This window comes from Geomobilimonas luticola (assembly GCF_018476905.1).
Taxonomy (GTDB): domain Bacteria; phylum Desulfobacterota; class Desulfuromonadia; order Geobacterales; family Geobacteraceae; genus Geomobilimonas; species Geomobilimonas luticola.
The window spans coordinates 1,286,265-1,312,599 of record NZ_JAHCVK010000001.1 but is presented as its reverse complement, the minus strand read 5'-3'; the positions used below and the strand labels follow the sequence as shown (position 1 = coordinate 1,312,599).

Genomic DNA, 26,335 nt, shown 5'->3' with positions numbered 1-26,335 from the left:
AGGAGCCATTATGAAACTCAATACTGCAATCACGAAGTTCAAACCATTATCCCAGAAGGTGCTCAGGCGCCTTGCTGAAGACCGCATCATCGAATTCCCGCTTACTGACAGTAATCAGCTGCTTATTTCTGCTCTCTGTCGAGTCTGGACAGACGAATGGTACGTTGCCCAAATGAATAAGACCTTCAAACCAGACAAAAGGGCGGTCATGCTGGCTTTCCCCGATTTCGGCAAAATTGAACGATACATCCTTAGTAGCTACCTCAATCTCAAACCTAGAGCAAAACTCAGCGTTAGAGAAATGGCAAGTCGCATCCAGCAGCACTTCGAGGTCGAGTATCCGCAATTCAAAATCCACCGGGTTCGACAGGCGGCATATAACCTTCGCCGTCATTCTCGTATCGGAAGCCGCAAACATACTTTGATCCAGCTGGCCATGTTGGAGGGTAACCACGATAATTTTTGGTCATAAACATCTGTCAGAGTCGACAACTAAACATATCTATAAGAACTTGTTCTTTTAGATATGTTGTACCTCATCAACGCAAGGAGAATCGGAATGAGAGTAGAAAATCTGGAAGAAAAGCTCAACTCGCGAATCGTTGAGGCATTTAACGCCGGTTTGAGCGTCATTGAAATAAGCAGGGCGGTGAATAAAAGCTGGGTCGCACATATCCATAACCTACTCAAGGGTACCGGCGACATTGATACCCTTGAAAAAGTTGGACTACGCCGTTCATACGGAATCGATGACAAGTGGGAATCAGCACTGAAAAAAATAGGGTATTCCTTCCCGCGTTGGTGCATAGGATGGGGGTTTGATCCTGTAAAAGCAGCACGAGAACTGGCACTAGGTGAACAGGGCGACATTCATGAAGCATTGAAGAGAGACTTTCCTGCCGTTTATGCGCGGATGTTTGGCGAAGATCCGCCGCAGAGGGTCCCAACCACCAGAATACACGATCCACATCCATCAGTAACAATCGTCTGGCATCCCGACCGCAATGCCTATGTTGCCGAGATGATCGGCAATCCTGCGATAAATGCCGGCGGCATCGATCTGGAGCATGCACTGCAGCGTTTCCAGGTGGCGCTCCGTTATGATGAGCAAATCAAACGACTAGAACTCTTGATCGCTCAGAGACAAAACCAATAACGCAACATGGAGACAATAGCTCTCCATGTATTACAAACAGAGACAAGGAACCTTTTTGGGGGAATAAATAGGTACCTATACAGGGTCCATAATCGGAAGGAACCTAAATATTCCCCGAAATATTCCCCCAAAACGTCTCCTTCACCTTCCCCCCCGCAAGATTATAGGTGTAGGGGACGTTTTGTTCCCCAAAATATTCTCCAAGGAGGCAGTCATGAGTGTGCTGGTTTGTGATCTGGGTTTTTCGTCAGCAAAGTGGATGTATGAGGATCGTAAGGGGAGAATTATTTCCGCATTCAGATATGACGGAGATAATTTGATGGTGGGAGAAGAAGCACTTCTGTCATCGGGTTCGTCCTACCTGAAAACGATGGAAGAGCTTGTGAGGTTCTATCCAGAGTTTGTTGGCCACTGCTTCAAGGCAGCCAAGGCTGAAGGGACGGTCACGCTCGCGGTTGGTCTGCCATTTTCCTATTGGCAGGATCAAAACAAACCTGGCGGAGCGGTTCCGGCCTTAGCAAAGGCATTGTCTGGAGCACTCGTCACTGATGTCGCCATATTCCCGCAAGGTCTCGGTGGACTCAGGGATTACTTGGACAATGTCGAGGAACGGCCAGATGGAAACGTCTTGGGAATAGACATCGGATTCAACACGATTATCTTTACGCTCTTTTCTCCTCAGAAAAGACAGATCATCTACGGCAAGACCCTCAACAAACGGGGTGTTCACCAAATGGCAACCAGCTATCTGCTGCCACGCATCAAGGACCTGGCACCTTCCGGCACTTTCACCCCGGTAGAAATAGCTTTCCTGATCGAGAAAGGCTATCTGCAATACGGTTTCGAGCGACACGACGTCAGGAAAGAAATCAATGATGCCGGCGTTGCCTACATCGAGCACATCCTCCGGGATGTCCAGGGAGAGCTGCAGGCGCACGTTGGAATGCATGCCGACTTCGACAGGGTATTGCTGTTTGGTGGTGGTGCCGCACTGCTCAAAGATGGCTTCCCAGCAAAGAATATCGAGGTAATCGTCCTGCCGGTTCCGGAATTTGCGAATGCCCGCGGATTCCGATCACTTGCAGGCGGAATGTGAGCGTGAGTCATGGCCCAGTTCACGCTCAAGATCAAAACCTATGATCCCGACATCGTCAATGCTTTCGCACGCCTCCGTAAAAGTCGGAAGCAGTCAGCATACACTCACGAAGCACTCAAATACTTTCTTGCATCAGAGCAAGGGATGCAGGTCATGGATCTCATGTCCCGCGAAACTCCGCCAACACGTACCAAACCCCAGATAGCCACGGAGCAGCCAAGAGAAATGCTGCCAAAACCGGCAGCGGTAGTAGAAAGGCATATCATCCCATCAGGGGAAGTTACGGATGACTATTGTTCCTCGGTCCTTGGTAAAATACTGGAATGACTTCTGGCTTCATTTGGATAGATATTGAGTCATGGTGAGTCAACAGCTAAACAGAAATTCTATTGACGTCTTTTTATGTTTTGGCTATTATCGTAATCACGAAGCTATCACATGACTACGATAATACTCAATTGGTGATCTATGGCGTCTCCAGTGAACCGCACATATCTCCGCCAGACCCGGGATGCAGCAGAGCTGTTGGGCAAACTCATCCGGCTCGGCAGGAAAGAACGTAAGATGACCGAGGAAGACCTGTCTGGCCGGGCCGGGATTTCCAGAAGGACTTTGCAGAAGATCGAGCGTGGCGACCCGAAGTGTGAGATTGGTCTGGTGTTTGAGGTAGCCAACCTGGTTGGGGTAAACCTATTTGGGGATGAAGGGAACGCGAATATCTCCAGAAATATAAGCCGGGTTGACGATAAGCTGGCTCTCCTTCCCCAACTGGTTCGCAGCTCTATGAAAGTAAACGATGAATTCTGAGTACAAAGAATTATATGTCTGGATCTGGCTCCCTGGAGAGACACATCCGGTGGTGGCTGGAATGCTTACAACCGTAGGGACGACATATGTCTTCAACTACGGTAAAAGCTACCTGCAGCGCGACAATGCTATTTCGATTTACGACGCTGAACTTCCCCTGCGTCAGGGGCTACTCCCTCTCCTTTCTGGGCTTTCCATCCCGGGGTGTTTAAGGGACGCTGCTCCTGATGCCTGGGGACGCAGGGTAATTCTCAACAAGAAGTTCGGAAATAAAGCGTCTGGAATCGACCCGGCAGCACTCGACGAACTCAGTTACCTTATTGAGTCTGGGTCCGACCGGATAGGCGCCCTTGATTTCCAGTTATCGCCTACGCAGTACGAGCCACGATATGCCTCCGGAGCCCCTATTGAAGAACTGATTGAGGCGACCGAGCGTGTCGAGAAGGGTATACCGTTAACTCCTGAGCTTGCCCAGGCACTTCAGCATGGCACCTCTATCGGTGGAGCACGACCCAAGGCCCTCATTGAAAGTGAATCCCGGAAATTCATAGCGAAATTTTCCACTTCCACCGATCTCTACTCCGTCGTCAAAGCAGAGTATGTCGCAATGAGACTAGCTGCCATGGCTGACATTGATGTGGCGCCGGTCTCACTAGAACGTGCCGCCGGCAAGGATGTGCTGCTTGTCGATCGTTTTGATCGGAAGGCAACGGCTAATGGGTGGCAGCGCAAGAGCCTTATTTCGGCTCTGACGATGTTGACTCTGGATGAGATGATGGCCCGTTACGCAAGCTATGAAACGTTGGCTGAAATTATCCGGAGTAAATTCACAAATGCTCCCGGAACATTGCGCGAACTGTTTTCCCGTATCGTGTTCAATATTCTGGTTGGCAATACTGACGACCATGCCCGCAACCATGCAGCTTTCTGGGACGGACAGATGCTGACGTTAACCCCGGCATACGATATCTGCCCACAGGCTCGCCATGGGCAGATCGCCACTCAAGCAATGCTGGTTATGGGAGACGACCGTTCAAGTCGGATAACCACATGCATTGCTGCCGCTCCGCAATTTCTCCTCTCTGAAGAGGAGGCCGTCGACATTATCGCTAAACAGATAGCGTGCATCGAACAAAATTGGTCGACTGTCTGTGACGATGCATCGTTAAGCGAAGTTGATCGAAATTTGATGTGGGGGAATCAGATATTGAATCCATATGTTTTCGAGGGGTTGGAACCAGGGCCCCTAAAAGATCTCGCTAGACGGCACCAGCGAGGATGAGACTGAAAGCCGCGGACTTCTTCTGGAGTTTGCGGCTTTTTTATAAAGACCCCCTTCCTTCTGTAACCCAATCCTTTTTCAGAACTCCTCATATTTGAACAATTCACGCTACTCGCTGTCCCGCCACAACTGGTAACGGCAAGTGTATGGCCGTGGCCGCCAGTGCGTGGCCTATCTTAAGAATTTTCCTACCTCGTCAAAGAGGAATTCGCAAAGACCACCCTCGCACCTTCCCCCCCAGAAGATAATCAATATGAAGATCAAATTTCCGGAGGACACATGCTGGCAAAGTTCATGACCACTGCGTCGCTCGTTTTTCTCGTTCCACTGTCAAGCTTCGCTTCCGATATACGCCAACGACCGTTCGCGTATTCCTTTGATGCAGCATCAGCCCAGAGTGGAGACACTTTTGTTGTCTGTTCAAATTGCCCGGACAGCAAGCTGACCATCCTCCCTGCCATTACAAAGCTTGCAGTGAGAATAAGCGAATCCATGCCAATACAGCCGACTACTACTCAATCTGAGGTTGTTGCCGTTGCACCCAGAAATGAGCAGCCTGAAATCAAGGGGCTACTCGGGACGGTTCACTTTCAGTTCGACAGTTCCAGGCTTTCCCAATTAGAGCAGGGCAATTTGGAAAGGATATCAAGGGATATTCCCGCAGGTAATGCCGTCAATGTAACCGGATACACCTGCACAATCGGTACGGATGATTACAACAAGAAACTGTCCTTCAGAAGAGCAGAGGCCGTCGCCACGGCACTGAAGGCCAAGGGGGTGAACATCAACACTATTGAAGGCAGAGGCAAATGCTGCCCCGCCTCGCAGGACAAGCAACAGAACAGAAGAGTAGAAATCATCGGATTACAAAAGGAGGAGATGTGAAGACCGCAAATAACAAGAAACTTATGGTCGGCGGGCTGATGATGTTCATCGTGACTGCGGCGGGTTTCTCTATGGCTAACGACAATCTGAGAACGGAGAAAGAGACTCTGATGAAGACCTTTCCAAATATGAAATTGGATGGCTTCAGGGAATCGCCGCTCAAGGGCCTATATGAGATCACCGCAGGCGAACAGGTATTTTACTTCAGCCCCGAAGGATACCTTTTTTTTGGTGAAATCTGGACCAAAGACGGCAAGAACCTGACAGCCGAGATGCGGGAGAAGGTTGTTGCAGAACGAATCAACACTCTCCCTCTGGATAAAGCCCTGAAAATCGGCAACGGCCCGAAAAAGGTCATAGAGTTCACCGACCCTGACTGCCCCTATTGCCGCAAAGTTGACAACTTCCTCTCGAAGCGCACTGACGTGACACGTTACGTCTATTTCGTCCCACTACGTAGGATACATCCCGACGCAGAGAAAAAGGCTCGCTACATCCTGTCGCAATCTGACAGGGACAAGGCATTCCATGATGTATTCGAGGGAGTGCTGGACGGAAAGCCAATCTCCATAACCGATGACACACAGCAACAGCAACTGGAGGAGATGGAGAAAATTGCCGCTGGGCTTGGCGTACGTGGAACACCGGCACTCTGGATCGAAGGTGCTCACGTGAATGGTGCAGACATCCAACGGATCACCGGGTTGCTGGACAAGGGAAAGGAGGTGAGCAAGCCGCAATCACACTGAATCTATTTCGCAACATCGTCTGACCATCACACCAACAGCTCAAAGGAGAAATGAATGCACAAGCGGAAAATGCTTCTGATGACCCTCGTTGCGATGATCGTAACGCTGGCGGCATCCCAGGCCATGGCCCTCGTTGCCCCCGTAGCCGGTTCATTCGGTTTCGAGGCTTACGACTTCTTCATCAACAACATCCTCAAGGGACCTTTCGGCGCCATCGCCGGTGTCCTTTCCATCATCGCCGGCGTCGTTGTCATGATCCAGCAGAAGATGGTCCCGGCAGTCCTCTGCATCCTGGGAGGAGTACTCGTCATCAACTCGGACAAGATCGTCACCTCACTCGGGATGATCATCTAGCCACAACCGGGGGGGCGAAAGCCCCCCCACCATCTTGTAGCCATGAACGGAGGCGTACTTGATCCGCAAGTTTCCCCAATATCTGACGCAGCCGTTCCAGGTCCTCTGGTTCGAACCCGATGACCTGGCCATCATGACGGCAAGTTTTATCTTCGCCCAGCAGTTCGGGGGATATCTCTGGCTGACAATGATCATCGTACCGTGGGCATACAGCCGCTTCAAGCGTCAGTACCCGCGAGGTTTCCTGCGCCACGTTCTCTATTTCATCGGTCTGGCACCGATGAAGGGGTACCCGCAGTTCTTCGAAAGAGATTTTCTGGAATGACCACAAACAGAGGGAGAAAGAAGTGAACCTCGACATATTTCTACAGAAAAGTTCCAACATTTTCGCCGAAAACCGGCTGCTCAAGTTCGTGGTCGTAGCACTTGGCATTGCCGTTGTCATCAACACAGCCGGACTATTCACTGCATTGAACAGTCAGCGGGTGATTCTCGTGCCGCCGACCATCAATTCAAAGATCTCGGTTTCCGGCGACAAAGCCTCGGATGAATACCTCAAGGAATTCACCCGCTACATCCTGAGTCTGGCGCTTACCTACAACCCGGTCAACGTCCGGTCGCAGTTCAGCGAACTGCTAGCCGTCTACGACCCCGCCGAATTCCAGGCATCACGGAAAGAGTTGTACGAACTGGCGGACAAAATCGAAAACACCAAGGCCTCCAGTGCCTTTTACATTCATTCAATCATCAATGACGCCGAGAAGCGGCGTCTCGTAGTGACCGGTACCAAGAAGACCTACATGGTGGATCAGAAGGCAGAGGACGTTCTGAAGGTCTACCTCATCGAATACCGCTTCGAGAACGGAAAATTCATCCTGGTGCGGCTCTATGAAAAGCCGGCGTTAGGCGAAAACAAGGGGGCGTGATGCGCAAAACAATAGCTTTACTAACCGCATTGCTGGTGCCGACATTGGCGCATGCATTGGAACAAGGTGCTATCCAGAAACAGAAGACTGCAATTGACCAGGCTATTGAAAAGCCGGTCGAGGGTGAGTTTCCGACCGTTGTCTTACCCGAATCGTCAACCGGTATTCGGCTGTCGAGTTCCGACATAAATCGGATCTCCTGCCCAGGTGACATTCGAGAAGTCCTGACCTCAACCGAGAAAGGGATAACGATCAAGATCACCGGCAAGGATGCCTTCGTGAAGTTCAAGGTGACCAAGAAGGGGGACAAGTTCTTCTACTCATCTACACCGACCGAGCTTTATGTCGTATGTGGCGAAAAAGTCTTCAGCTTGGTCGCATTTCCCCAAAGAGTACCATCCCAAACAATTCGCCTCACTTCCGGCCAGGAGAAGAAGATCAAAGAGAACCTGTCTCTCTATGCCGGCTTACCCTTCGAGAAGAAAGTACTCAAGGCGATCAGGGAAGTCTACACCGAGAACATTCCTGACTCCTACACCATCAGCAAAAAGGAAAAACGATTCTTCACGTTCCGGGAAATCCTTCTGACCCTCAAACGAACCGTGGACATCGAGGGTGAAGGTCTCCGGATCAAGGAGTTCGAGGCATCGCTGCGGGGCGAAACTCCCGAGTTCAAGATGAACGAGAAGATGTTTCTGCGTACGGCGCTGGTGGACAACCCAATAGCTGTAACACTTGAACGTCATGTTCTGCGAACAGGTGACTCTTCCAGAGTGTTTGTGGTGGAGCAGCGTGCCGAGAAACAGGGGGTTCGGAGACTGACCGGTGACCTGCCGGTAATGGATCAGGCAAGGCAGAGTCTGCCAGCAAACAAGTCGGGAAACCAAAAAGAGCCCACAGAAAACCGTACCGAGTCAGATGTCCAGGAGGCAGACGATGAAAAATAAGCTCCTGTCCTTCTGGAACGGACTCAGTGGCAGTCAGCGTCGGAATCTTGCCTGGTGTGCGGCAGGCTGCATTCTTGTGTCCGTATTCGCGATTGGATATTACGCCATGAACAGGGGGAAAGATTCCGTTTCCACAAAAAGTGTGAAACAAGCGCCCTTGAGCATCGAGCCAAAACTCCTGGAAAAGTCACAGTTCCTCGAAAGTCAGAAGGAGATTGCCAAGCGTGACGACAAAGTTGCCGAACTCCAGAAAAAACTCGATGAGATCACCCGAGAGAAAAAGGGTGACCCGACTCCAGCACCGGTGCTTCAGGCCGGCACTACACCCGCTGTAGCTGGTGACAATCATCTTGCCATCACTGCTCAACAGCAGGGCCAGACGCAAAAGGCCGGTTCCGGCAGGACAGTGATATCAAAACAGCCGTTGCCGCCACTTCCACCGATGCCGCAAAGCAGCAGCTTTTCGCTTCCTCCCCCACCTGCCGCACCTCAAGGAATGGCTGCAGGCCAGTTGCAATCTCCACCCGAAACCGAAATCGGCGATATCGCCATCGTCTCGTCTCCTGGATCAGGCAAGCACGCCAAGGCTGATGCGGAAGATAAAAAAAAAGACGTCGGGACCGTCTCGGTCTATCTGCCACCTTCCTTTATGGAGGCGACTCTGTTGAGTGGCTTGGACGCTCCAACCACTTCGGAAGCCAAAGGAAATCCGGTACCGGTGCTGCTCAGGGTAAAGACTCCAGCGGTACTGCCCAATAGCGTCAAAGCAAACCTCAAAGGGTGCTTTGTTATAGCCGACGGCAAGGGGAACCTGGCCACCGAGCGTGCGGAACTGCTGCTCGTTTCCTTGTCATGTCTCGACCGTAAGGGGCAGGCGGTAGTCGACCAGAAGATCAAAGGGTTCGTCGTTGATGAAGACGGCAAAATTGGCCTGCGAGGCCGGGTCGTTGCCAAGATGGGCTCCATGATCGCCAGGAGCATGTTGGCCGGCTTTTTCGGCGGTGCCGGTGACGCGATTAAGTCTGCGGCCACGACCATGTCCGTAAGCCCTCTCGGTACAACACAAACCGTTGACCCCAAAGACATTGCCATGTCTGGGCTTGGGTCCGGCCTGTCGAGTGGCTTCAAAGAGATCCAGAAGTTTTACATGGAACTGGCCAGGCAAACCATGCCGGTCATAGAAGTCGGAGCCACAAAGCCGGTGACACTGGTCATCAGCGAAGGAATCAATCTGGACATCAAGAAAATTGCCAAGGGAGGCGGAAAGTGAAGAAAGCCCTTATTACTATAGGAATGCTGACAATGAGCGGCTGTGCCCTGCTCAACCCCTACGAAAGCAGCTTTAGCTGCCCTGAAACCAGCAACGGCAAGTGCGTTTCGGTGCAAACCGCCTACAAGGAATCGACAGCAAGCCCTGGCAAATCAAGCGAAGCACCTGCAGAACACAAGGAAGACGATTGTAATGCTGACAGTGCTGCAGCTGGTCTCTGCACCGAAGGCAAGAAGGATATCTCCCTGCATCCGTCGGCCAAAGAGAACGGTACCTACAACCGCTACCAATCGGCACTGTTCGACAAATTCAGCGGACTCCTGAAAGAACCGGTCACACCGGTTGTTGCTCCCCCGAAAACCATGCGGGTGCTCCTTCTGCCATACACCGGCCAGGACAATGAATTCTACATGCTGCGTTATGTCTACTTCTTCGTTGATGAACCGCGCTGGTTGATGGGTGACTCCGTTACATCCGGCGAGGAGGACTAGACATGGGCGTAGCGTCAGCGTTGTTTGGAAGTGGAGGGGGCTTCACCAGGAGCGAGTTACGCCGCCTCTCCGAACGGGACAATTTTTCCGAATATTTCCCGTGGATTGCCCATGACCCCAAGAATCAGATCTACCTGAATACCGATAACACCTTCGGGATGATGTGGGAGTGTGCTCCACTGGCTTTTGCCTGTGAGACTACCATCAGGACCCTAGAGGGGATATTCCGTGTAAACCTGCCTGACGGTTCGATCATGCAGTTCATTCTATTCGCCGACCCTTTTGTTAAGCATATTGTGGATACCTATACTTCCATGAAATTGCGCGACAGCAAACTGGTACGCGAGGTTTCTGACAACGTGTCCCGCTTCTTTCAGGAAGGTGTGGAAGGTCTCGGCTGTCTGAGCGGTATTCCAATCCGGAACTTCAGGATGTTTTTTACAGTCAAGTTTCCGGTGAAGGACAGTGCCCATGTAAATCTTGAAGAAGTGTTCGGCACGATCCAGGAAGTGCTGCGTGGCGCCGGCCTTTCACCGGTTGTTGTCAATCCGGGTAACTTGCTGGATTGGCTGCGGCGCATGCTGAATGAGGACCCGTCTGCGAATTCAACCCACTATGACGAACGCAATATCATCCGTAAGCAGGTACTGCTCGGGACCAAGGTAGAGAAAAGGTTCTCTTCTCTCAAGTTCGGTTCCCGGCACTTCCGCTGCGTCACCCCGAAGTCATTCCCCCTGAACGGCGATCCGATCCAGACCAACCAGCTCTTCGGCGGGATCATGGGGATGGCTACCGACTCTGATCAGATCCGGACGCCATTCTTCTTTACGCTGAATATCGTCCTACGGAACCAGAAGAACAAGCTTCACACCAAGTGCAACCTGGTCCTGCAGCAGCAGGGTGTCGGCAGTTTCGCCCCATCGCTGGCCAGAAAGAAAGACGAGTACCTCTGGGCGGTCGATGAACTGGAACGGGGCACGAAGTTCTACCGTGTCATTCCTATCATGTGGGTGTACGGCAGCGACGAATGGCTGGTAAACGAGTCCGTCACCAGGGCCAAGCGGGTCTGGGAGGGGCAAGGGTACGTCATGCAGGAGGATAAGGGGATTCTTCCCATCCTGTTCATCTCTTCCCTGCCATTCGGTCTCTACGACCACGGCAGCAACATCGACACTCTCGACCGCGACCATATTCTTCCGGTGGATAGTATTGCTGTCACCCTGCCGGTGCAGGGGGACTTCTCCGGACTAGGCAAGCCGGTGATGCTCTTCGCAGGCAGGAAAGGGAATCTGTTCGGCCTCGACATCTTCAACAAAGGGGTCAACAACCATAACGCCATGGTCTGTGCCTCCAGCGGCGCCGGCAAAAGCTTCTTCATCAACTATCTGGTCTACAACTACTTCGCAATGAAATCGAAGATTCGGATTATCGACATCGGCGGTTCCTACAAGAAGATGACCAAGCTCTTCGGAGCCCGCTATCTGGACTTCAGCGAAGATTCCCAGGTCTGTCTTAACCCCTTCACCAACATCATCGATCCCGAGTTCGACATACCGGTTATCGCCCCCATCGTTGCCCAGATGGTCTTTTCCACCGGCAAGACCATTCCCAGCGAGACGGAGATGACCCTGATCAAGGGGGCAGTTCGTTGGGCCTGGCAGCAGGAGGGCAACGATGCAGATATCGATACCGTCTACGAGTACCTGTTCAATTTCGACCAGTACTCATCCGAGGGTGGCGAGATCAAGGAGGCTGCTTCCCGACTTGCCTTCAACCTGGCCGACTTCAAGAGCGACGGAACCTTTGGCCGTTTCTTCAACGGCAAAAGCAGCCTCGACATCTCCAATGACGAGTTCGTGGTTTTGGAACTGGAGCACCTCAAGTCCCGCAAGGAACTGTTCCGGGTCGTCACCCTTCAGGTGATCAATGCAGTCACCCAGGATCTCTATCTCTCTGACAAGTCAGATCAGCGGCTGATCGTTTTTGACGAGGCGTGGCAATTCCTTGGTGAGAGTTCGACCCTGAAGGAGGTCATCGAGGAAGGGTACCGTCGTGCCCGCAAATACCATGGCAGTTTCACCATAATTACCCAGTCGGTGCTCGACATGAAGCTCTTCGGCGGGGTTGGCGATGTCATCCGGAATAACTCGGCCTTCAAGTTCTATCTGGAGTCATCTGACTTCGAGAAGGCGCTGGACGAGAAGCTGATGGACTACGACGAATTTACCATGAGGATTCTCAAGTCAACTAAGAGCAACAAGCCCAAGTACTCAGAGATCTTCATGGACACTCCTTTTGGCGTCGGGGTTGGCAGATTGGCCGTAGATCCCTTCTCCTACTACGTCTTTACGTCTGATGCGAGCGAGATAACTGAAATAGAGGCAATGGTTGATGGCGGAGTGAGTTATGAGGATGCAATCCGTGAGATGGTCAAGAAATACCGTAGTTAGCCTGATGATGTCTGTTGCATTGGGTAGCACGTCTGCCTTCGGAGTCGATGGGAAGACCGCTGGCCAGAATGCCGGTCAGACGGCGCTCTCCAGGTTCGGCAGTAAAAATGGTGTCAACAGCAACATCTCGTTGCCGATGACCAACTCATCGAACCTTATGCAGACCGTCAACGGTGCCAATAGTTTTCCGGCAACTTTGAGTGCTCCTTCTTCAGCAAAGTTCCTGGAGGTGATGATACAGCCGTCAGGAACCGGTGACTTGCAGCAGGTCATCATCAGCCAGGATCTCAATACTGATGGCACTATCGATAATGTCCACGCCGTGCCGTCGCTTGTGTCAGGGGTCTGCGCCAACGGCTTCATCTCATGTAATGCCGGTACCTGGACAAACTGCAAATACTACACATGGGCCGCCGATGCCGATGGCCGGGTCACTGAGGCTCCGGCATCCATTACTGATCTCGGCGGTTGCTATTGTATCAACAGCAGTTGCGGCAGCAACCTGGTCTGGGTCAACAGTGCCATTGTGCTGAAGGATATCGGCGGGGGTATTGTCAATGCTGTTCATACCAGCAATACCTCCTTCACCATCACCAACGTTAATACCGACATTACCACTATCACCTATTACGGCCAGGTTACCACCCAGACCAATAACGCCGCCTCCAGTGTCTCGGCCTTTTCATCTTCGCCGACTGTCTCCACCCTGTCCGGTTACTACACCAACTGGCCCCAGTTGACGGCAGCCAGGGATTCCGCTGCCATTTCCCAGTCATCCGATCCGAGCAGTTTCTACTACATGATCTCCAACTCAGGTGCGGCCCGGGAGGCCCAAGGCAAATCAAGCATCTGTACTGTCGACCGGGCTGGACGTGTTGATACCACCACCAAGTCCTTCAACGATTTAGGGAACAGCGCACTCTGTACCGATCACCTGGTCTACATACGGGTTCACAAGGTCGATGACCTGACCTATCAGCTGGAATACCTGGATACAGGACCTGGAGGACCGGGAGCAGCACACAACAACTGCGGCGGAAGCCCTGGAGGCGATGGCTGGCATAACGTCAAAACCGTCACCGTGTCCACACCTGACCCGGCCAAGCTCGGTCAGCTCATGTCAGCGACCTTCAACATGAACAATATGAGCGGCGGCGGCTGCAATTCCGCTTCGGCTTCGGTCGACGGGGTCATTAACGGTTTCGATACCTCCGTTCAGACCGGCATTGTCTGTCCAGCCAAGGGTGCTCAAGGGGTGTCGTTCGACTGGAGCTATTTCTTCGACTTCAAAGAGGATACCTACACGGAAGCCGTTGAGGATAAGTGCGCTACCCTGGCCAACGACCCGGACTGCCGTCTGAAGGAAGAGGATATCGATGGTGTCGTGACCTACCAGAACTTCAATCCGACCGGCTTCAACCCACTTCCTTCCTGTAAGAATTTTACCGGACAGGTGGGTACTAACAAGATCTGCCGCGACTGGTGGCACAAGAAGCGTACTTACGTTTGCGGCAGTCAGCAATACGACTTCTCTGATGTGGCAACCCGTTTCGGGAAGGTGGTCTCCTCTGCAAGCGACAACACAGCTAATCTGACCTTCCAGGACCCACGTCTCGGCCCCACGGGCTGGAACATTGCCAACGGCAGCATCAACCTGCCGCAACGGGACCCGGCCTCGGAATGCGAAGTAGCCTGCAAAACCCGCATCGCCAAGACCGATACCCAGGTAACGACGACCGGTACCGTCACCGACATGCGTGTTCCCGCCCAGTCATACGACATTTTCTACAAGACCTGCATCAACAATAGCTGTCCTGCCGACCCGGGCGAAGAAATCGTCATCGATTGCCAGTGCATCAACGAGTTTGCCGAGGCTGCCACGGTCATCCAGACGCTCAGGCTGGCAGGCAAAGACAATATCTGTTCGAGCGGCCAGAAACAGCCGATGCAGTCGAGGTAAACCAGATGCTATTCCGTATCGCCTATTCAGTTCTTTATGCCGTTCTCCTGCTCTCCCTCTCCGGGGTAACCACCACGGCGCAGGCAGTTGTCAGTTGCCAGGACACCATCTCGACCGGTACCACCTATCGCTACATTGATGCCCTGGCTTTCTTCACCGAATTCAACGGCAAGACCTACGCCATTGCCAAATCAGCCGTCAGTGGCAGCCAGTCGCTTCCCGACATCTATTTCGACTTCTCTGCGAACATCAGCCGGGAGTACCTGATGACCGGTACTGACACGGCCTCGCTCAAGAGAATGCTGTCTCTCGGACAGTTCGGGGCGGCCAAGCCGGTCAGCGTGGACAGCCAGCAGACACTGGATTTCCTGATCAAGCGCTATGGCACCTATCTGGGGACAGCAACCTCGGATAAGAGCACCTACATCGACGCCTGGAAAGAGTTCGGGCCCGTTGGATTCAACGCCATTGACGGATCGGGACTTCCATTCACAAAATGGCCGGCTGCTGGTGCCTATACCGGACAGGACCCGCAGGCAGTCGTCATGGGAAGTGACGGGATCTGGGCCAGCGGTCTTGATGGGACAAGAAGCTCACAGATAGTCGAATTTCCCGGCAAGCTCGATTGTGCCCTGTCGTACATCGACCCAGGCACGATCACCCCTCCACCGCCGCCACCTCCTCCGCCACCACCTGATCCCAATGCCATCAATAACATTATGTGCGGTCAGGATCTGAATAACAACGGCTATGCCGGTGATCCGGGGGAAACAGCCAACTGCATTCAGACGACTCAAGGACAATTCTGCCCGGTCGGTTCCACGGAATGCGTCGAAACCTATACCGCACCGGTCTGTCCGGCTGGCTCTACTCTTGAGACAACCCGTGATATGTGCCAGGCCACCGCCCAGAACGTGTGTGGCAGCGGCTATACCTGGGACTCTGGTATCGACAAATGCATCGCGACTGTGGTCTGTCCGGAAAACGGTACCTTCAGTCCGGTTGCCGACCGCTGTGAGAAACTGGTTCAAAACGATTGTCCCGTTGGCTATACCTATGACACCAACCCGGCCAGCCAGACATACGACCGTTGTGTGAAGTCGGCAACGTGCACTGACGGAGGTGCGTTCATTGCGGCCAAGGATCGGTGCGAAAAAGCCTGGATGCCGGTCTGCGACACTGCCAATGGCTATGCCTACAACGGCGCGACCGGCAAGTGCGAACGTTCGCCGATCTGTACCTATGGCAGTTATAACGCCTCGTACAATCTCTGCGTCCAGCCCTTCGTGCCATCATGTCCAAGCGGCTACAGCTATAACAGTTCCAGGGGGCGCTGCGAAAAAGCACCCGAATGCCCGGCAGGCACTACCTACAATGTGGTCACAAACAAGTGTGACGCTATCACCGGTGCCAGCGCACAACAGGTTTTATCCTGCAGTCCTCAATCGTTTCTTTGCGCACCCTATGCCGACTCCTGCTGCAATGTAAGTATCTCCTGCCCCAACGGCCCACAAGGACAGGTGAGTGTTGCAGCTAATTATTGTTGTCTCGGTTCTGACGCCATCACGATTCAGTCACCCCTCGACCTTCTGACCCGAACCGAGTTGACCAGTACCGGTTATGCCCTGTCGGCGTTGCAATGCGACAGCGTCGGCAACTGCAGCTACTATTTCATGGACCGTTATTGTGCCGATGGGTCACCGGCCAGTGCCTGGATGTTGTCCGGTTCATTCACGATGGCCTCGACACAGATGGTCTGTCCAGCCGGTCAGGCTCTCATCAATGGTAATCAGTGTCTTTCCGCCACCAACCCGACCTGTTCAGGCGGTAACTTCGACCCGAACATGGATGTCTGCTGGGCCGCCTATACACCAACATGCTCCCAGGGGACATATGACAGCGCCAGCGGGCTGTGCATTCTTGCGCCTTCCTGCCCGAATGGCACCCTGAACACCACAACTGACCTCTGTGAGGCAAACATCACCAGGGACTGCGGCACCTACTCCTTTGATGCTGCCGCAAATCTCTGTTTTTCTTCACCGGTATGCGCCAATGGTGCTTATGACGCGGCTCTCAATGTCTGTCAGGCCACGCTGACCCGTAATTGTGGCACCTACAGTTGGAGCCAGGCAGACTTCAAATGTCTTCAGCCGGTTACCTGTCCCAAGGACGCTGCCTTCTCACAGGTCGCTACCACTACGTTCTCAACCACGCTCGACAAGTGCGTATCAGAAGTCCAGCACGACTGTCCGGCGGGAACGACCTATACGCCACTTCCTATCGGCAAGTGCGAGGCTGTGCCGATCTGCAGTGGCGCCGGCATTTACAATCCGCAGAAGGACAGCTGCTTTGAGGGGTTCAATACCTGTCCGCTCGGGACTCAGTACGCTTGCATGGAATACCAGGGCAAGATGCAGTGCTCCCCGAACCCCTGTTTCAATCCCGGAGCGCCCGGATCTGAGGTAACGACCACTCTTGACGAGTCCATGCTTCAGAATGACGGGCCGAAAGATGCGAACGGCAACTGCCTCGGCCAAATCTACATTTTCAACGGCAAGGCGTCGCGTTGCCGTCCCCCCGGCTTGACGGTCGGGTACCTCAACAACTGCTGCGAGAGCGACAAGGTGGCTTCGGAGGATACCGGCACCAGCATCTCGACAGCGGTTCAGGGTATCCAGATGGCCTATGAAATCGGTCAGGTCGCCTATTACGGCAATGCACTGGTGACCGGTGCTGCGCAGATTTCGGCGATATCTACCACCGCTACAGGTGCAGTCACCTCCATGACAGTTGTTTCCGCTGCCGGTACTACGACAACACTTTCGGGAGCGGCGGCAACTGGAGCATACGCAACCATGGCCAGTGGTGCTACAGGGGCATCGGCTATCGGTGCCGGACTTCAGGCGTATGCCGCTGCCCTGTTCAACCCGGCCACCATCATCATCGCGGTAGTCGTCCTGGTAGTCATGAAGGTGCTGATGGGGAGCGGATGCGATCAGGGTGACATTCAGACCGGGATGCAGAATGCCGCCAAAGATTGTCATTACGTGGGGGACTATTGTTATAAAAAATGGCCGCTGGTGGGATGTGTGCAGAAGGCTAAAAGCTTCTGCTGCTTCAACTCGAAAATGGCGAGGATCATACATGAACAGGGGAGACCGCAACTTCAATCGTTTCAGCCGAACGGCGGCTGGGGCGTACCCGAAGCACCCAACTGCCGCGGCTTTACGCCAGACGAATTCCAGGCACTGGATTTTTCGAGGATCGATCTTTCGGAATACTTCGAAGACGTACAGAAGGATCTTGCTACCAAGATTGATGGTTCACAACAGACCATCATGCAAAACATCCAGAACAAGTACCAGGCGACGCCGAAATGATCAGGCGCACAGGATTGGCAGCGATAGCTCTGGTGCTTGGCGTTTCGTCGGTGCAAGCCAAGGTGATTGGCACTTTCGGAACCACATACCGAATCACGGAACGGGATGCCCTGGCCGAGATCGAGGAGCGTGCCCGGCAGGTGGACTGGAACAAGGTGCTGGACAAACGCAAGGTCGAGAACTACCAGGGACCGCCGGACAAGGCGAGCCTGCCCCGAGCGAAGCGGAACCGGAGCTTCCCGGTTGACATGACCTATACCACCGAGATCGATGTGCCTGACGGCAAGGGGGGGATTCTTTACCCCAAGGGTTACACCTTTAACCCGCTCGACTACGTGATCTACCCGAAAACGCTGGTGGTCATCGACGGCACCGACCCGGAGCAAGTGAAGTGGTTTGCCGCATCCGAGTATGACAAGCGGCTCGATGTAACGCTACTTCTGACCGAGGGGAGTTTCGGGGCCGTGTCGAAGCGGATCAGCCGTCCGTTGTTCTATGCCGACAGTAAGATGATCGAACGCCTCAAGCTGAAGGCCGTACCATCGGTCATCAAGCAGAAGGGTCGGTTGATGGAGGTAACTGAAGTGGCGCTGCCGGTTGGCAAGGCAAAAGCTGCGTCCAGATCGTCACAAGACAAGAAAGGAGCCCAATGAATTCACTTATTACTCAATCACTCTGCATGGCTGGCATCTTGGCGCTTTGCGCCGGCTGCTCACACGAATCCTGGACAAACGTCGAAGAAACTACTCGGCTACCGTCCGTGGCGGCACCCATTCTGGCACCGGTCAACTGGGTTGCCAAAGCAGGGAGGGCTGTCACCAGCAAGTCCTCGGAATCTTCAGATACAGATAGAGGTAAGCAATTTGTCCTGTCGCGCAGAGTTATGGATGACTTCAGCAACGACGGGAAATTCATGGAAGAGTTGCAAGCAGTGCAGAGCCGATTCCGTGCCCATGACTGGGGTGCTGTTTCGCCAGAGCAACTACAGGGCAACAACAGTTCCAATCGTGGCAAAGGATCTGTCGGTCGATATCCGACCGGAAGCAAGGGAGCGGCCATCATCATCACGGACGAAGGGTCCGAATTCAAGGTGCGGTATGAGGATGAACCTGAGCAATAACATAACGATCATTACAATGGTCACGCTTTTTCTGACAGTACCGGTTGCCTACGGGGCAGGCGGTTCCTGCAAGGGAAAGGTGCTCAACCCGGTTACCGATATCTGCTGGCAGTGCATGTTCCCGGTGAAGATGGGGAGCGTCTCCTACGGCAATGGCGCCGAGCCGGCTCCAGGCAACATTACCTCGCCGGTCTGTGCCTGTCCGGACAGCAAAGGGATACTGATCCTTGGCGTGTCAACCGCGTTTTGGGAGCATGCCCGTCTGATCGAGACGGTCAAGGACCCGTTCTGTTTCCCGGTCATGGGCACCGGCATGACCAACCCGAAACCCGGCTTCTCTTCAGGCGAGATCCGTAGCAAGGAGTATGGCGATTCGGACTTTGCCTTCCAGCAGGCTCATTACTTCTACTTCCCGGCCTGGTCGATTCTGAAACTGTTCATGGATTTCCCCTGCGCCGAGAACCGGGCGTTCGACCTGGCCTACATGACGGAAGTGGACCCGATGTGGAACGATGACAGTCTGTCGTTCATCATAAACCCGGAGGCGCTCCTGTTCGGCAATCCGGTATCGCAGTTGGCGTGCGTTGCCGACAGCGTTGGAGCAACCATGTCCTACCCAATCGATCCCCTGTTCTGGTGCATGGGTAGTTGGGGATCGTTCTACCCTCTTTCGGGGAGCATGATCGAGAACAACCCCTTCAATGTGAATGCGGGCTTGGCGGCTCGGATGCTGTTCAAGCTCGGGCGAGAGACGCTCCTCTATGATACCGGCATCAACCAGTGTGCCAGTGCCGGGGTCGTGACACCGATTCTCGTCAAAAGCAATTACCGGCTCCAGATAGCAAGACCGGTACGGGGAAACGACTGCATACCCATTGGCAGGCCGTCGCTGATTTGGGGGACGGCAAAGAATCCGCCCTTTGGCACAACCAACACCTCACCGGATAATTTTCTCTGGTCACTTACACGAAGGAGGGTCTGTTGCGTCGGCTATGCACTCAATTGATGTCCTGTTTATTTATCGCTGCGCCCTGGGTGGTATCTGCTGCCGGTAATCCTGGATACATCACTACCCCTGATACCTGCTGCATCGTCGACAAGATCGTCGAGGATACGGTGTATCTCAGTAAAGTGGGCACTTGTAGCGGCAAACCCGGCAGAGCCTTCATCCAGACAAAGCTTAAAAAGGTGAAGGTCGTTATGAATGGAACCGTGTGGAAGGAGACTGATGTGGAAGGACTGAGTGTACCGGATCTTGCCAATACCCTGACCAAGGCCGACCAACTCGCAGAGCGAATGACAGTTCCCAAAAACCGCAATGAACGCGAAATGTCGGATTTGGCCGGAACGCTTGATTCCTACTACCACTCGGATGAATTCCAGCTGCACGTATTGAGTGAGACGGAACGAATCAAGACTGAGGTCTTTGGAGATAAGGTCGCCAGCTATTACGCGGATAAGGCCAAACAGGAAAGCAAAGGGAAACTCACCAACTCCGAACGAATCTATGTCTTCGTATCCTCGGCAATGCCGCTCCAGACGATCAGGAACTACGCCGCTTCGGTGGCCCGCCTGGGAGATCCGAACATCACCCTGGTCATGTGCGGGTTCATCGATGGGATGGCAAAGATCCAGCCGACCATCAGCTTCATCGCCTCAGTACTGCAGCGTGACCTGTCGTGCCGCCCACAGGAAGGGGAATGCGAGATGGTACCGGCAAGCCTGGCAGTCGATCCTCTGTTGTTCCGGCGGTACCAGATCGATCGGGTTCCCGCCGTGGTCTATGCCAGGGGGCTCAAAGCTGAGGATGCCGGCTTAAGTGAAGGAGATGCCAAGAACACCACTATTGCGGATTACCATACGGCATACGGTGACGCCCGCCTGGAGTACCTGCTTGATCAGATCCAGAGGGAAACTGGATCGCAGTCCCTGGCCGCTTTGCTTTCCACTCCGGCAAACAAAAACTGAAAAAGGAAAGAGGAAACATTCGCATGAATGATGAAACCAGCATGGAGTCTAACATCTCTCAGGAATCGGAAAACAACAAGGATGCCGTTTCGGTACCCAAAGAGTATCCCAAAAAGCATCCCAAACAGCATCCAAGCCTTGTTTCCATGATAGCGATCTGTGTGGCGGTGTCTATTGGAGCATCTTTGGCAACCATAGTTGGCTATGACCGCTGGTTCGCCCAGAAGGTAGTTGCAGTCGATATCAAGGGGTACATCTCCCAGCAGCGGGACAACTATCTGGCCGGCAAACTGAATGATGACGAATTGAAAAAGAGTTTCGACCGACTGGAAACCGTCATCACGGCAATTCCAAAGAACCGGGTGATCATCATGGGTGACGCGGTGGTGCGCAATGCCGAAACCGTTAAACCTTGATTTCCATAACTGGCGGCTCTGGATGGCTATCACCTGCCTGCTCGTTGCGGGAACTCTGCTCCCTTACAAGTTCAGTGTTACTCTCACGCCTTCGCTCAAGCACAGGATCTACTGGCTCACGCGTAATCCGGACAAGGTGGTGAGAGGTGATTACGTCCTGTTTCACCATAAGGAACTTGCGGCCAAGGTTGGTATGAAAAAGTCGGAGGAGATGCTGAAGGTTCTCGGCTGCAACGAAGGGGATCAGCTCACCGTCGATGCGGAGAAGAAGTTCTACTGCAACGGCGAGTATATGGTCCGGGCCAAAGACATCTCGCTGAAGGGGGAGCCGCTGCAGCACTTCGTCTTCAATGGTCAAATCCCCAAGGGAGTCATGTTCGTCATGGGACAGCACAAAGACAGCTACGACTCCCGCTATTTCGGTTTCGTGGACAAGAACCGCATCCTGGCGAAAGCTTACCCGATTTTCTGAGAGGAATTACGTGCCTATTGAGAAACTCAACCCCCTGCATTACATGGGGCAGGCTGCATATACCGGCTTCTGGCAGAAACTCTTCGCGACACTGCTCTACGGTTTCTGGGGGCGTTTCTTCTTCGTTGCCCTCGTGGTCTCGGCCTTCTGGGTTGGAGTCCGACAGCGGAATCCGACCTTGGCTGCCATCTGCCTGCTACTGGCGGCAATCGTCGCCTATGGCGGCGGGATCATGAACCTGATCAGATCGTTCACGGGATAGGAGAGAACGTGTCGAAGGATAGTAACAGCACACCGGATATCATGCCGGTACCGCCAAGCAATGAGATCCACCCGCGAGGACTCCTGGAGGCAATATCGTATATCGATCAGAACTTCGCCAACGAACTGGGAGGCTGCATGATCAAGTCCCGCTTCCTGACCACCAAGCAGCGACTTGAATTCATGGAGGTGGGATTCAGGAGTTCATTTGCCTCGGGGATTGTTTCGGCATTCCTGACTCCTGTTGCCATAGGGGTGATCGAACAGTACATCCCCATGTTCGGTGACCCGTCGCCGACCTTCTTCGACAAGTTCAGCGCCTTCCTGTTGGCGCTGGGCTTCTCATTGGGGTACGCCATCTTCATGGCAAAGGCCTCCACGTGCTTCATCGGCGAGTACACTCGTGCCATGGTGCTAAACCTCCTGGGCGGAATGATCTTCGGGGCAATTGTCAAGGCAGTTGTGGCCTTCATTGCCTTCCATTTCCTCTATTTCAAAATCTTCACAGACAATAATGTGGTGTGGGCAGTGACCAAGCTCTACTACACCAAGACCTCTCAAGGCACCGTTACCTCGATATATAACTGGGTCCAGGGATTCAAGGGGATCTTCCTCATTTCCGCCTACTTTGTCCTGATTTCCACGGCGGTGTTCATCATCATTCCCATTATCGCCATGCTGGTCGCATGGAGGCGCAACCGTAAATTGATAGATGCAGGAGTAGTACATGTCGATACGGACAGTATCTAGGCTCATTCTTACGGCACTGTTGGTGCTGATCCCAACCATGGCTTTGGCTCTGGATATGGAGTTCTACGTCTGGGGTGGCCACGATGCCGTCGTGAACGCTTTCGGCAAGCTGGCACTGATCTTCGGTGACAATGCTTACAAATCGCTCTATTTCGTGGTCATCACCGCCGGGCTCTTCTTTGGCGGGGTGACGGTCTTTGCCAAGTCGCTTGGAACTGCCAACGGCTCAGTCATGACCTGGATCGTGCCGACCCTGATCGGCGTCATGGTCTATCTCGCTCTGGTCGTCCCCAAGGGGACAATTCACGTGTACGACCCGGTCTTCAACAAGAACCAGGCGGTTGGCGGAATACCGGACGGTGTTGTGGCAGTGGCCGGTATCCTGAATAAGATCGAGCGGGGACTGGTGGATATCGTCACTACTGCCGGAGATCCCCTGAATTACCAGACGCAGGCCGGTGGAAAAGGATTCCTGGGTCTCGCCCAACTCACCAGCATTCCCCTGTCAGCAGTGGACAGCAATCTGGACGCCTCCATGCGGCGCTATGTCAAGGATTGCGTTTCCTACGCTCTGATGAATCCCAATGCCAACCTTACGGTGGATGAACTGAGGAAGACCACCACCAACTTTGTTGGCTCCCTGGATAAGGCGGTCAACCCGGCCATCTGGACGGTCTACTTCAATGCCGCCAACCCGCAGGGCCAAGCGCTTACCTGTACTGATTCCTGGACCAACATAAAGGCTGCTCTCACCCCGGCCAACCTGGGGAAGAATATCGAATCGGTTTGCGCCAATCTTGGTTACGACGTTACTGATGCCGCCGCTTTGACCCAGTGCAAGACGGTTCTGAATAACGTCAATGCTGGAACCGGCCTCGGAGCTGCGAGCATAGATGACTTTCTGAAGCAGGCCTACGTCTCCCAGCGGCTGGAGGAGATTTTCCGCAGCGGCAATGCTGCCGGTGCAACCAATTACCAATTCCTGCTTAGCGCTTCCGGTGCCATGAAGTCAGCCAACGAGTGGTTGCCGATCATGAAGGCGGCGCTTACAGCCATTGCAGTTGGTCTGCTGCCGTTCCTGGCGCTATTCATACCCACGCCGCTGATCGGCAAGGCTGTGGGAATCATTGCCGGCTTTTTCATCTGGCTCACTGCCTGGGGTGTCACCGATGCTATCGTCCATCAGTTTGCCGTCGATTATGCCAACCAGGCTTACGAGATGGTCCGGCAGAACAAGCTCGGTATGGATGCACTCTACTTCTTCCCCGATCAGACTGTAAAAATCCTCGGGATGTTCGGCACCCTCCGAATGAGCGGGATGATGCTGGCTACGGTTATCACCGGGATGTTGATCCGGTTCGGCGGGCATGCCATGGCAATGATGGCCGGGGGAATGGTCAACCAGGTGCAGTCGGCTGGCAGCCGGGCGGCACATGAGGTTGAAGATCCTGCCGGCAGGGCTTCTGCCATGCAACGCAATGTCACCGCTATGCCAACTCAAGCATGGAGTAACGAGCACAGCTTCCAGGCCAGACAGGCGCAATCGCTGGTCGGGATGTCGGCCAAGACCACGGCGTCGAGCGATATGATCCGGGACTTTGGGATGGAGTTTTCGAGCAGGATCTCTGCCGACAGCGAGATTGGCAGATCAATCGGTTTCGGTGGAAGTGGCAGGGCCATGCGGGAAGGCGGTCTGTCATCTGCCTATGAATTGAAATCATTTGATGGCCGGTTGGGACTCGACAAGTCGGCTGCGACCAAAGATGTTGTTTCAGGCAGCTATGGCGGCGACACTCTGGCATTTGCCAAGATGGGAGTTGCCAATGACCGGGCCTTGGCAAATGTCTTTGGCTCCGGTGAAAACTACTCTGACTTCCTAACTGCCAACATGGACAAGAGTGTGGGGCAACTGCAGGGGGAGATGGGTGCTTATGCCGCTGCCAGGTCATTGGGTTTTGCCGGAAACTGGCGAGATTTCCATGCCATGCGTTCTGAGGTTTCGGCCCTTGGGGACTTTGCCAATGCCGATGCGGTGAACAGAATTGCCGATAACTACGGGATCTCTTCCGGGCAGCTCATGCAGATGAATGCCCAGTTCCAGCAGAGCAAGCACGCTTCAGAGGTAACCGGGCTCTCGAATCAAATGGGCGGTCCGGTTGCTGCCGGCACGGAAGCTGGTCATGTCTTGGCAACGGAAACCGGTGGCAAGATCCAGGGAATCTATGCAGGTGGTGGTTACGACAACTATCAGCAGCTGACCAGCAATGATGTTTCCGGGAGGATCGCCCGCAATCAACTGGTCCACGCAGCAGCGGATCAAATGGTTGGCAGGATTGCTCCACAACTCAAGAACGATCCGGAGATGTACCAGAACGGCCACCTGACCGAACGGGGCTTTGCCGAGATGCAGAAGGCAATGGAGGGGCAGAACATCAACTTTACAACATCTGACGGCAAGAGTGCGGTCAATGTCGGCATGGATGGCGGGATCGTCAATTCGTCGGATTCCGGCACCGTGGCCAAAGGGGACAGGAATCAGGCACTCGAACTGCAGAAGCAACTTCGTGCTTCCGGCTTCCAGAGTGCTGCAGCCCATGTCGCCAAGCTGTCCGGCCAGGCCTTCGATTACAAGGCTGATTACGACCGGAACGGCAATCTCGCGTCGTTTGCCGTTGACCAGGGAGGCCGGGTGCAGAAGTTCGATCTCGGTCAGAGCAAGACCGGGACAGATATCGAGCGCCTGGACCGGAATGTGTCAACTACTGACAAGGGGCTTCGTAAGACAGTTGGTGATTTTATCAAGACTGGTTACGAAAACCAGTCACTGAATGTTTCCAGGAAATCAGGCAGCTATATGATCCAGACAGCCGGCAAGCAGATGATGGTCAATGGCGACTGGTATTATGCCAAGAACGATAAGACCGGAAAGATGGAGGTAGTCGGCGGATCGTTCTCCAACGGACTCGACGGAAATATCCTTATGTACGCCAAGGACAAGGATGGCAACCTTCATTATTCCCAGGTTCAGGGGAAGATGGACAAAAGCGGGAATCTTGTTGCGGGACAACGTTCCGAAATCACCGAGGATCAATTTGTTCAGTCGTCACAGCAGGGGGCGGCTGTTGTCAGCACCAGGTCAGGAGGTGGAATTACCGGAAGTGTCCGTGCTGATGGTGGGGTCAAGGCGGATTATTCGAGTTCGCAGGTGGTTGGGACGAGAGTTGAATCCAAGCAGAATCTGGCTGGGAGTGCAGCTACTCAGGAATTCACCGATGGGCGATCAATTGATGCCGGCACGGCTGCCACTATGATTGCTGTTGGGCAGGGTGCGCTGCATGAGACGGCGGGAGTAGTCAGAGATGTAGAAGGAGTCGTAGGGCCAAACTTAAAGATGGCGGAAAGAAGAGAACGTGCAGCGAAAGAATATGTCCGTGAAGAAGCCCAAGTTGTCAGGTCTATAGAGAGGGTAAAAGCAGATAAAGCCAGAGACGTTCAACAGGAAGTCCAACGTACATCAAAAATTCTGCAGCACCAGAGCAAGTCAAGCAATTTGCCGAAATCCGGTGGGCCACCACCTACTAGAAAGGGGAGATAG

The 26,335-nt window shown here is 53.6% G+C and carries 26 protein-coding genes; all 26 read left to right on the top strand.

Annotated features, from left to right (window positions below; translation table 11 throughout):
• The first annotated feature begins 10 nt into the window (after nt 1-10).
• A complete protein-coding gene (locus KI810_RS06215; protein WP_078788879.1) occupies nt 11-472 on the top strand; it encodes a hypothetical protein in 462 nt (153 codons plus the stop codon).
• Nucleotides 473-559: 87 nt separating this feature from the next.
• Nucleotides 560-1,156, top strand: coding sequence for a hypothetical protein (locus KI810_RS06210; RefSeq protein WP_078788880.1), 597 nt, complete (start codon nt 560-562; stop codon nt 1,154-1,156).
• Between the two features lie 214 nt (nt 1,157-1,370).
• Nucleotides 1,371-2,252 (top strand): ParM/StbA family protein, encoded by an 882-nt coding sequence (locus tag KI810_RS06205; protein WP_214174569.1) that lies wholly within the window; start codon nt 1,371-1,373, stop codon nt 2,250-2,252.
• 9 nt (nt 2,253-2,261) lie between these two features.
• Nucleotides 2,262-2,579: a hypothetical protein gene (locus tag KI810_RS06200; protein ID WP_214174568.1), complete on the top strand. Its 318-nt coding sequence runs from the start codon at nt 2,262-2,264 to the stop codon at nt 2,577-2,579.
• Between the two features lie 198 nt (nt 2,580-2,777).
• Complete coding sequence (locus KI810_RS06195; protein WP_239077418.1) at nt 2,778-3,059, top strand: helix-turn-helix transcriptional regulator; 282 nt, start codon at nt 2,778-2,780, stop codon at nt 3,057-3,059.
• 61 nt (nt 3,060-3,120) lie between these two features.
• Nucleotides 3,121-4,341: a type II toxin-antitoxin system HipA family toxin gene (locus tag KI810_RS06190; RefSeq protein WP_246525163.1), complete on the top strand. Its 1,221-nt coding sequence runs from the start codon at nt 3,121-3,123 to the stop codon at nt 4,339-4,341.
• 279 nt (nt 4,342-4,620) lie between these two features.
• A complete protein-coding gene (locus KI810_RS06185; RefSeq protein WP_214174566.1) occupies nt 4,621-5,226 on the top strand; it encodes an OmpA family protein in 606 nt (201 codons plus the stop codon).
• Nucleotides 5,223-5,975 carry a DsbC family protein gene (locus KI810_RS06180; protein ID WP_214174565.1) on the top strand — a complete coding sequence of 251 codons (753 nt, stop codon included), beginning with the start codon at nt 5,223-5,225 and terminating at the stop codon, nt 5,973-5,975. Before KI810_RS06185 ends, KI810_RS06180 begins: the two co-directional genes overlap by 4 nt.
• Before the next feature lie 54 nt (nt 5,976-6,029).
• Nucleotides 6,030-6,329, top strand: coding sequence for a hypothetical protein (locus KI810_RS06175; protein WP_078788887.1), 300 nt, complete (start codon nt 6,030-6,032; stop codon nt 6,327-6,329).
• A 58-nt stretch (nt 6,330-6,387) separates the two neighbouring features.
• On the top strand, nt 6,388-6,654 hold the full coding sequence (locus KI810_RS06170; protein WP_173201758.1) for a type IV conjugative transfer system protein TraL: 267 nt from the start codon (nt 6,388-6,390) through the stop codon (nt 6,652-6,654).
• Between the two features lie 22 nt (nt 6,655-6,676).
• Nucleotides 6,677-7,255, top strand: coding sequence for a type IV conjugative transfer system protein TraE (locus KI810_RS06165; RefSeq protein ID WP_078788889.1), 579 nt, complete (start codon nt 6,677-6,679; stop codon nt 7,253-7,255).
• A complete protein-coding gene (locus KI810_RS06160; protein WP_214174564.1) occupies nt 7,255-8,202 on the top strand; it encodes a type-F conjugative transfer system secretin TraK in 948 nt (315 codons plus the stop codon). Before KI810_RS06165 ends, KI810_RS06160 begins: the two co-directional genes overlap by 1 nt.
• Entirely contained in the window at nt 8,192-9,472 is a 1,281-nt protein-coding gene (locus KI810_RS06155) for a TraB/VirB10 family protein (RefSeq protein ID WP_214174563.1), read from the top strand. The genes KI810_RS06160 and KI810_RS06155 overlap by 11 nt, the downstream gene beginning before the upstream one ends.
• Nucleotides 9,469-9,963 carry a TraV family lipoprotein gene (locus tag KI810_RS06150; RefSeq protein ID WP_173201755.1) on the top strand — a complete coding sequence of 165 codons (495 nt, stop codon included), beginning with the start codon at nt 9,469-9,471 and terminating at the stop codon, nt 9,961-9,963. The genes KI810_RS06155 and KI810_RS06150 overlap by 4 nt, the downstream gene beginning before the upstream one ends.
• Before the next feature lie 2 nt (nt 9,964-9,965).
• Nucleotides 9,966-12,413: a TraC family protein gene (locus tag KI810_RS06145; RefSeq protein WP_214174562.1), complete on the top strand. Its 2,448-nt coding sequence runs from the start codon at nt 9,966-9,968 to the stop codon at nt 12,411-12,413.
• Nucleotides 12,376-14,373, top strand: a complete 1,998-nt coding sequence (locus KI810_RS06140; RefSeq protein ID WP_246525319.1) for a hypothetical protein — start codon at nt 12,376-12,378, stop codon at nt 14,371-14,373. The genes KI810_RS06145 and KI810_RS06140 overlap by 38 nt, the downstream gene beginning before the upstream one ends.
• A gap of 5 nt (nt 14,374-14,378) precedes the next feature.
• Nucleotides 14,379-17,753: a conjugal transfer protein TraN gene (gene traN / locus KI810_RS06135; RefSeq protein WP_214174560.1), complete on the top strand. Its 3,375-nt coding sequence runs from the start codon at nt 14,379-14,381 to the stop codon at nt 17,751-17,753.
• Nucleotides 17,750-18,406: a hypothetical protein gene (locus tag KI810_RS06130; protein WP_214174559.1), complete on the top strand. Its 657-nt coding sequence runs from the start codon at nt 17,750-17,752 to the stop codon at nt 18,404-18,406. Before traN ends, KI810_RS06130 begins: the two co-directional genes overlap by 4 nt.
• Nucleotides 18,403-18,873, top strand: coding sequence for a hypothetical protein (locus tag KI810_RS06125; RefSeq protein WP_214174558.1), 471 nt, complete (start codon nt 18,403-18,405; stop codon nt 18,871-18,873). The genes KI810_RS06130 and KI810_RS06125 overlap by 4 nt, the downstream gene beginning before the upstream one ends.
• Complete coding sequence (locus KI810_RS06120) at nt 18,857-19,879, top strand: TraU family protein (protein WP_214174557.1); 1,023 nt, start codon at nt 18,857-18,859, stop codon at nt 19,877-19,879. The genes KI810_RS06125 and KI810_RS06120 overlap by 17 nt, the downstream gene beginning before the upstream one ends.
• Nucleotides 19,880-20,103: 224 nt before the next feature.
• The gene (locus tag KI810_RS06115) at nt 20,104-20,841 is read left to right on the top strand and encodes a type-F conjugative transfer system pilin assembly protein TrbC (protein ID WP_343213465.1); all 738 of its coding nucleotides are present in this window, start codon (nt 20,104-20,106) and stop codon (nt 20,839-20,841) included.
• A 23-nt stretch (nt 20,842-20,864) separates the two neighbouring features.
• Entirely contained in the window at nt 20,865-21,257 is a 393-nt protein-coding gene (locus tag KI810_RS06110; protein ID WP_173201747.1) for a hypothetical protein, read from the top strand.
• A complete protein-coding gene (locus KI810_RS06105) occupies nt 21,235-21,729 on the top strand; it encodes a S26 family signal peptidase (RefSeq protein WP_214174556.1) in 495 nt (164 codons plus the stop codon). Before KI810_RS06110 ends, KI810_RS06105 begins: the two co-directional genes overlap by 23 nt.
• A 10-nt stretch (nt 21,730-21,739) precedes the next feature.
• The gene (locus KI810_RS06100; RefSeq protein WP_012468392.1) at nt 21,740-21,991 is read left to right on the top strand and encodes a hypothetical protein; all 252 of its coding nucleotides are present in this window, start codon (nt 21,740-21,742) and stop codon (nt 21,989-21,991) included.
• Between the two features lie 8 nt (nt 21,992-21,999).
• Nucleotides 22,000-22,740 carry a hypothetical protein gene (locus KI810_RS06095; RefSeq protein WP_214174555.1) on the top strand — a complete coding sequence of 247 codons (741 nt, stop codon included), beginning with the start codon at nt 22,000-22,002 and terminating at the stop codon, nt 22,738-22,740.
• On the top strand, nt 22,718-26,335 hold the full coding sequence (locus KI810_RS06090) for a conjugal transfer protein TraG N-terminal domain-containing protein (protein WP_214174554.1): 3,618 nt from the start codon (nt 22,718-22,720) through the stop codon (nt 26,333-26,335). The genes KI810_RS06095 and KI810_RS06090 overlap by 23 nt, the downstream gene beginning before the upstream one ends.

Coding starts and splice junctions, on each gene's coding strand:
- KI810_RS06090 (WP_214174554.1), top strand. CDS start 22,718: ATGTCGATACGGACAGTATCTAGGCTCATTCTTACGGCACTGTTGGTG.
- KI810_RS06175 (WP_078788887.1), top strand. CDS start 6,030: ATGCACAAGCGGAAAATGCTTCTGATGACCCTCGTTGCGATGATCGTA.
- KI810_RS06130 (WP_214174559.1), top strand. CDS start 17,750: ATGATCAGGCGCACAGGATTGGCAGCGATAGCTCTGGTGCTTGGCGTT.
- KI810_RS06120 (WP_214174557.1), top strand. CDS start 18,857: ATGAACCTGAGCAATAACATAACGATCATTACAATGGTCACGCTTTTT.
- KI810_RS06155 (WP_214174563.1), top strand. CDS start 8,192: ATGAAAAATAAGCTCCTGTCCTTCTGGAACGGACTCAGTGGCAGTCAG.
- KI810_RS06190 (WP_246525163.1), top strand. CDS start 3,121: ATGCTTACAACCGTAGGGACGACATATGTCTTCAACTACGGTAAAAGC.
- KI810_RS06110 (WP_173201747.1), top strand. CDS start 20,865: ATGAATGATGAAACCAGCATGGAGTCTAACATCTCTCAGGAATCGGAA.
- KI810_RS06205 (WP_214174569.1), top strand. CDS start 1,371: ATGAGTGTGCTGGTTTGTGATCTGGGTTTTTCGTCAGCAAAGTGGATG.
- KI810_RS06215 (WP_078788879.1), top strand. CDS start 11: ATGAAACTCAATACTGCAATCACGAAGTTCAAACCATTATCCCAGAAG.
- KI810_RS06210 (WP_078788880.1), top strand. CDS start 560: ATGAGAGTAGAAAATCTGGAAGAAAAGCTCAACTCGCGAATCGTTGAG.
- KI810_RS06145 (WP_214174562.1), top strand. CDS start 9,966: ATGGGCGTAGCGTCAGCGTTGTTTGGAAGTGGAGGGGGCTTCACCAGG.
- KI810_RS06140 (WP_246525319.1), top strand. CDS start 12,376: ATGCAATCCGTGAGATGGTCAAGAAATACCGTAGTTAGCCTGATGATG.
- KI810_RS06185 (WP_214174566.1), top strand. CDS start 4,621: ATGCTGGCAAAGTTCATGACCACTGCGTCGCTCGTTTTTCTCGTTCCA.
- KI810_RS06125 (WP_214174558.1), top strand. CDS start 18,403: ATGAATTCACTTATTACTCAATCACTCTGCATGGCTGGCATCTTGGCG.
- KI810_RS06105 (WP_214174556.1), top strand. CDS start 21,235: ATGCCGAAACCGTTAAACCTTGATTTCCATAACTGGCGGCTCTGGATG.
- KI810_RS06200 (WP_214174568.1), top strand. CDS start 2,262: ATGGCCCAGTTCACGCTCAAGATCAAAACCTATGATCCCGACATCGTC.
- traN (WP_214174560.1), top strand. CDS start 14,379: ATGCTATTCCGTATCGCCTATTCAGTTCTTTATGCCGTTCTCCTGCTC.
- KI810_RS06160 (WP_214174564.1), top strand. CDS start 7,255: ATGCGCAAAACAATAGCTTTACTAACCGCATTGCTGGTGCCGACATTG.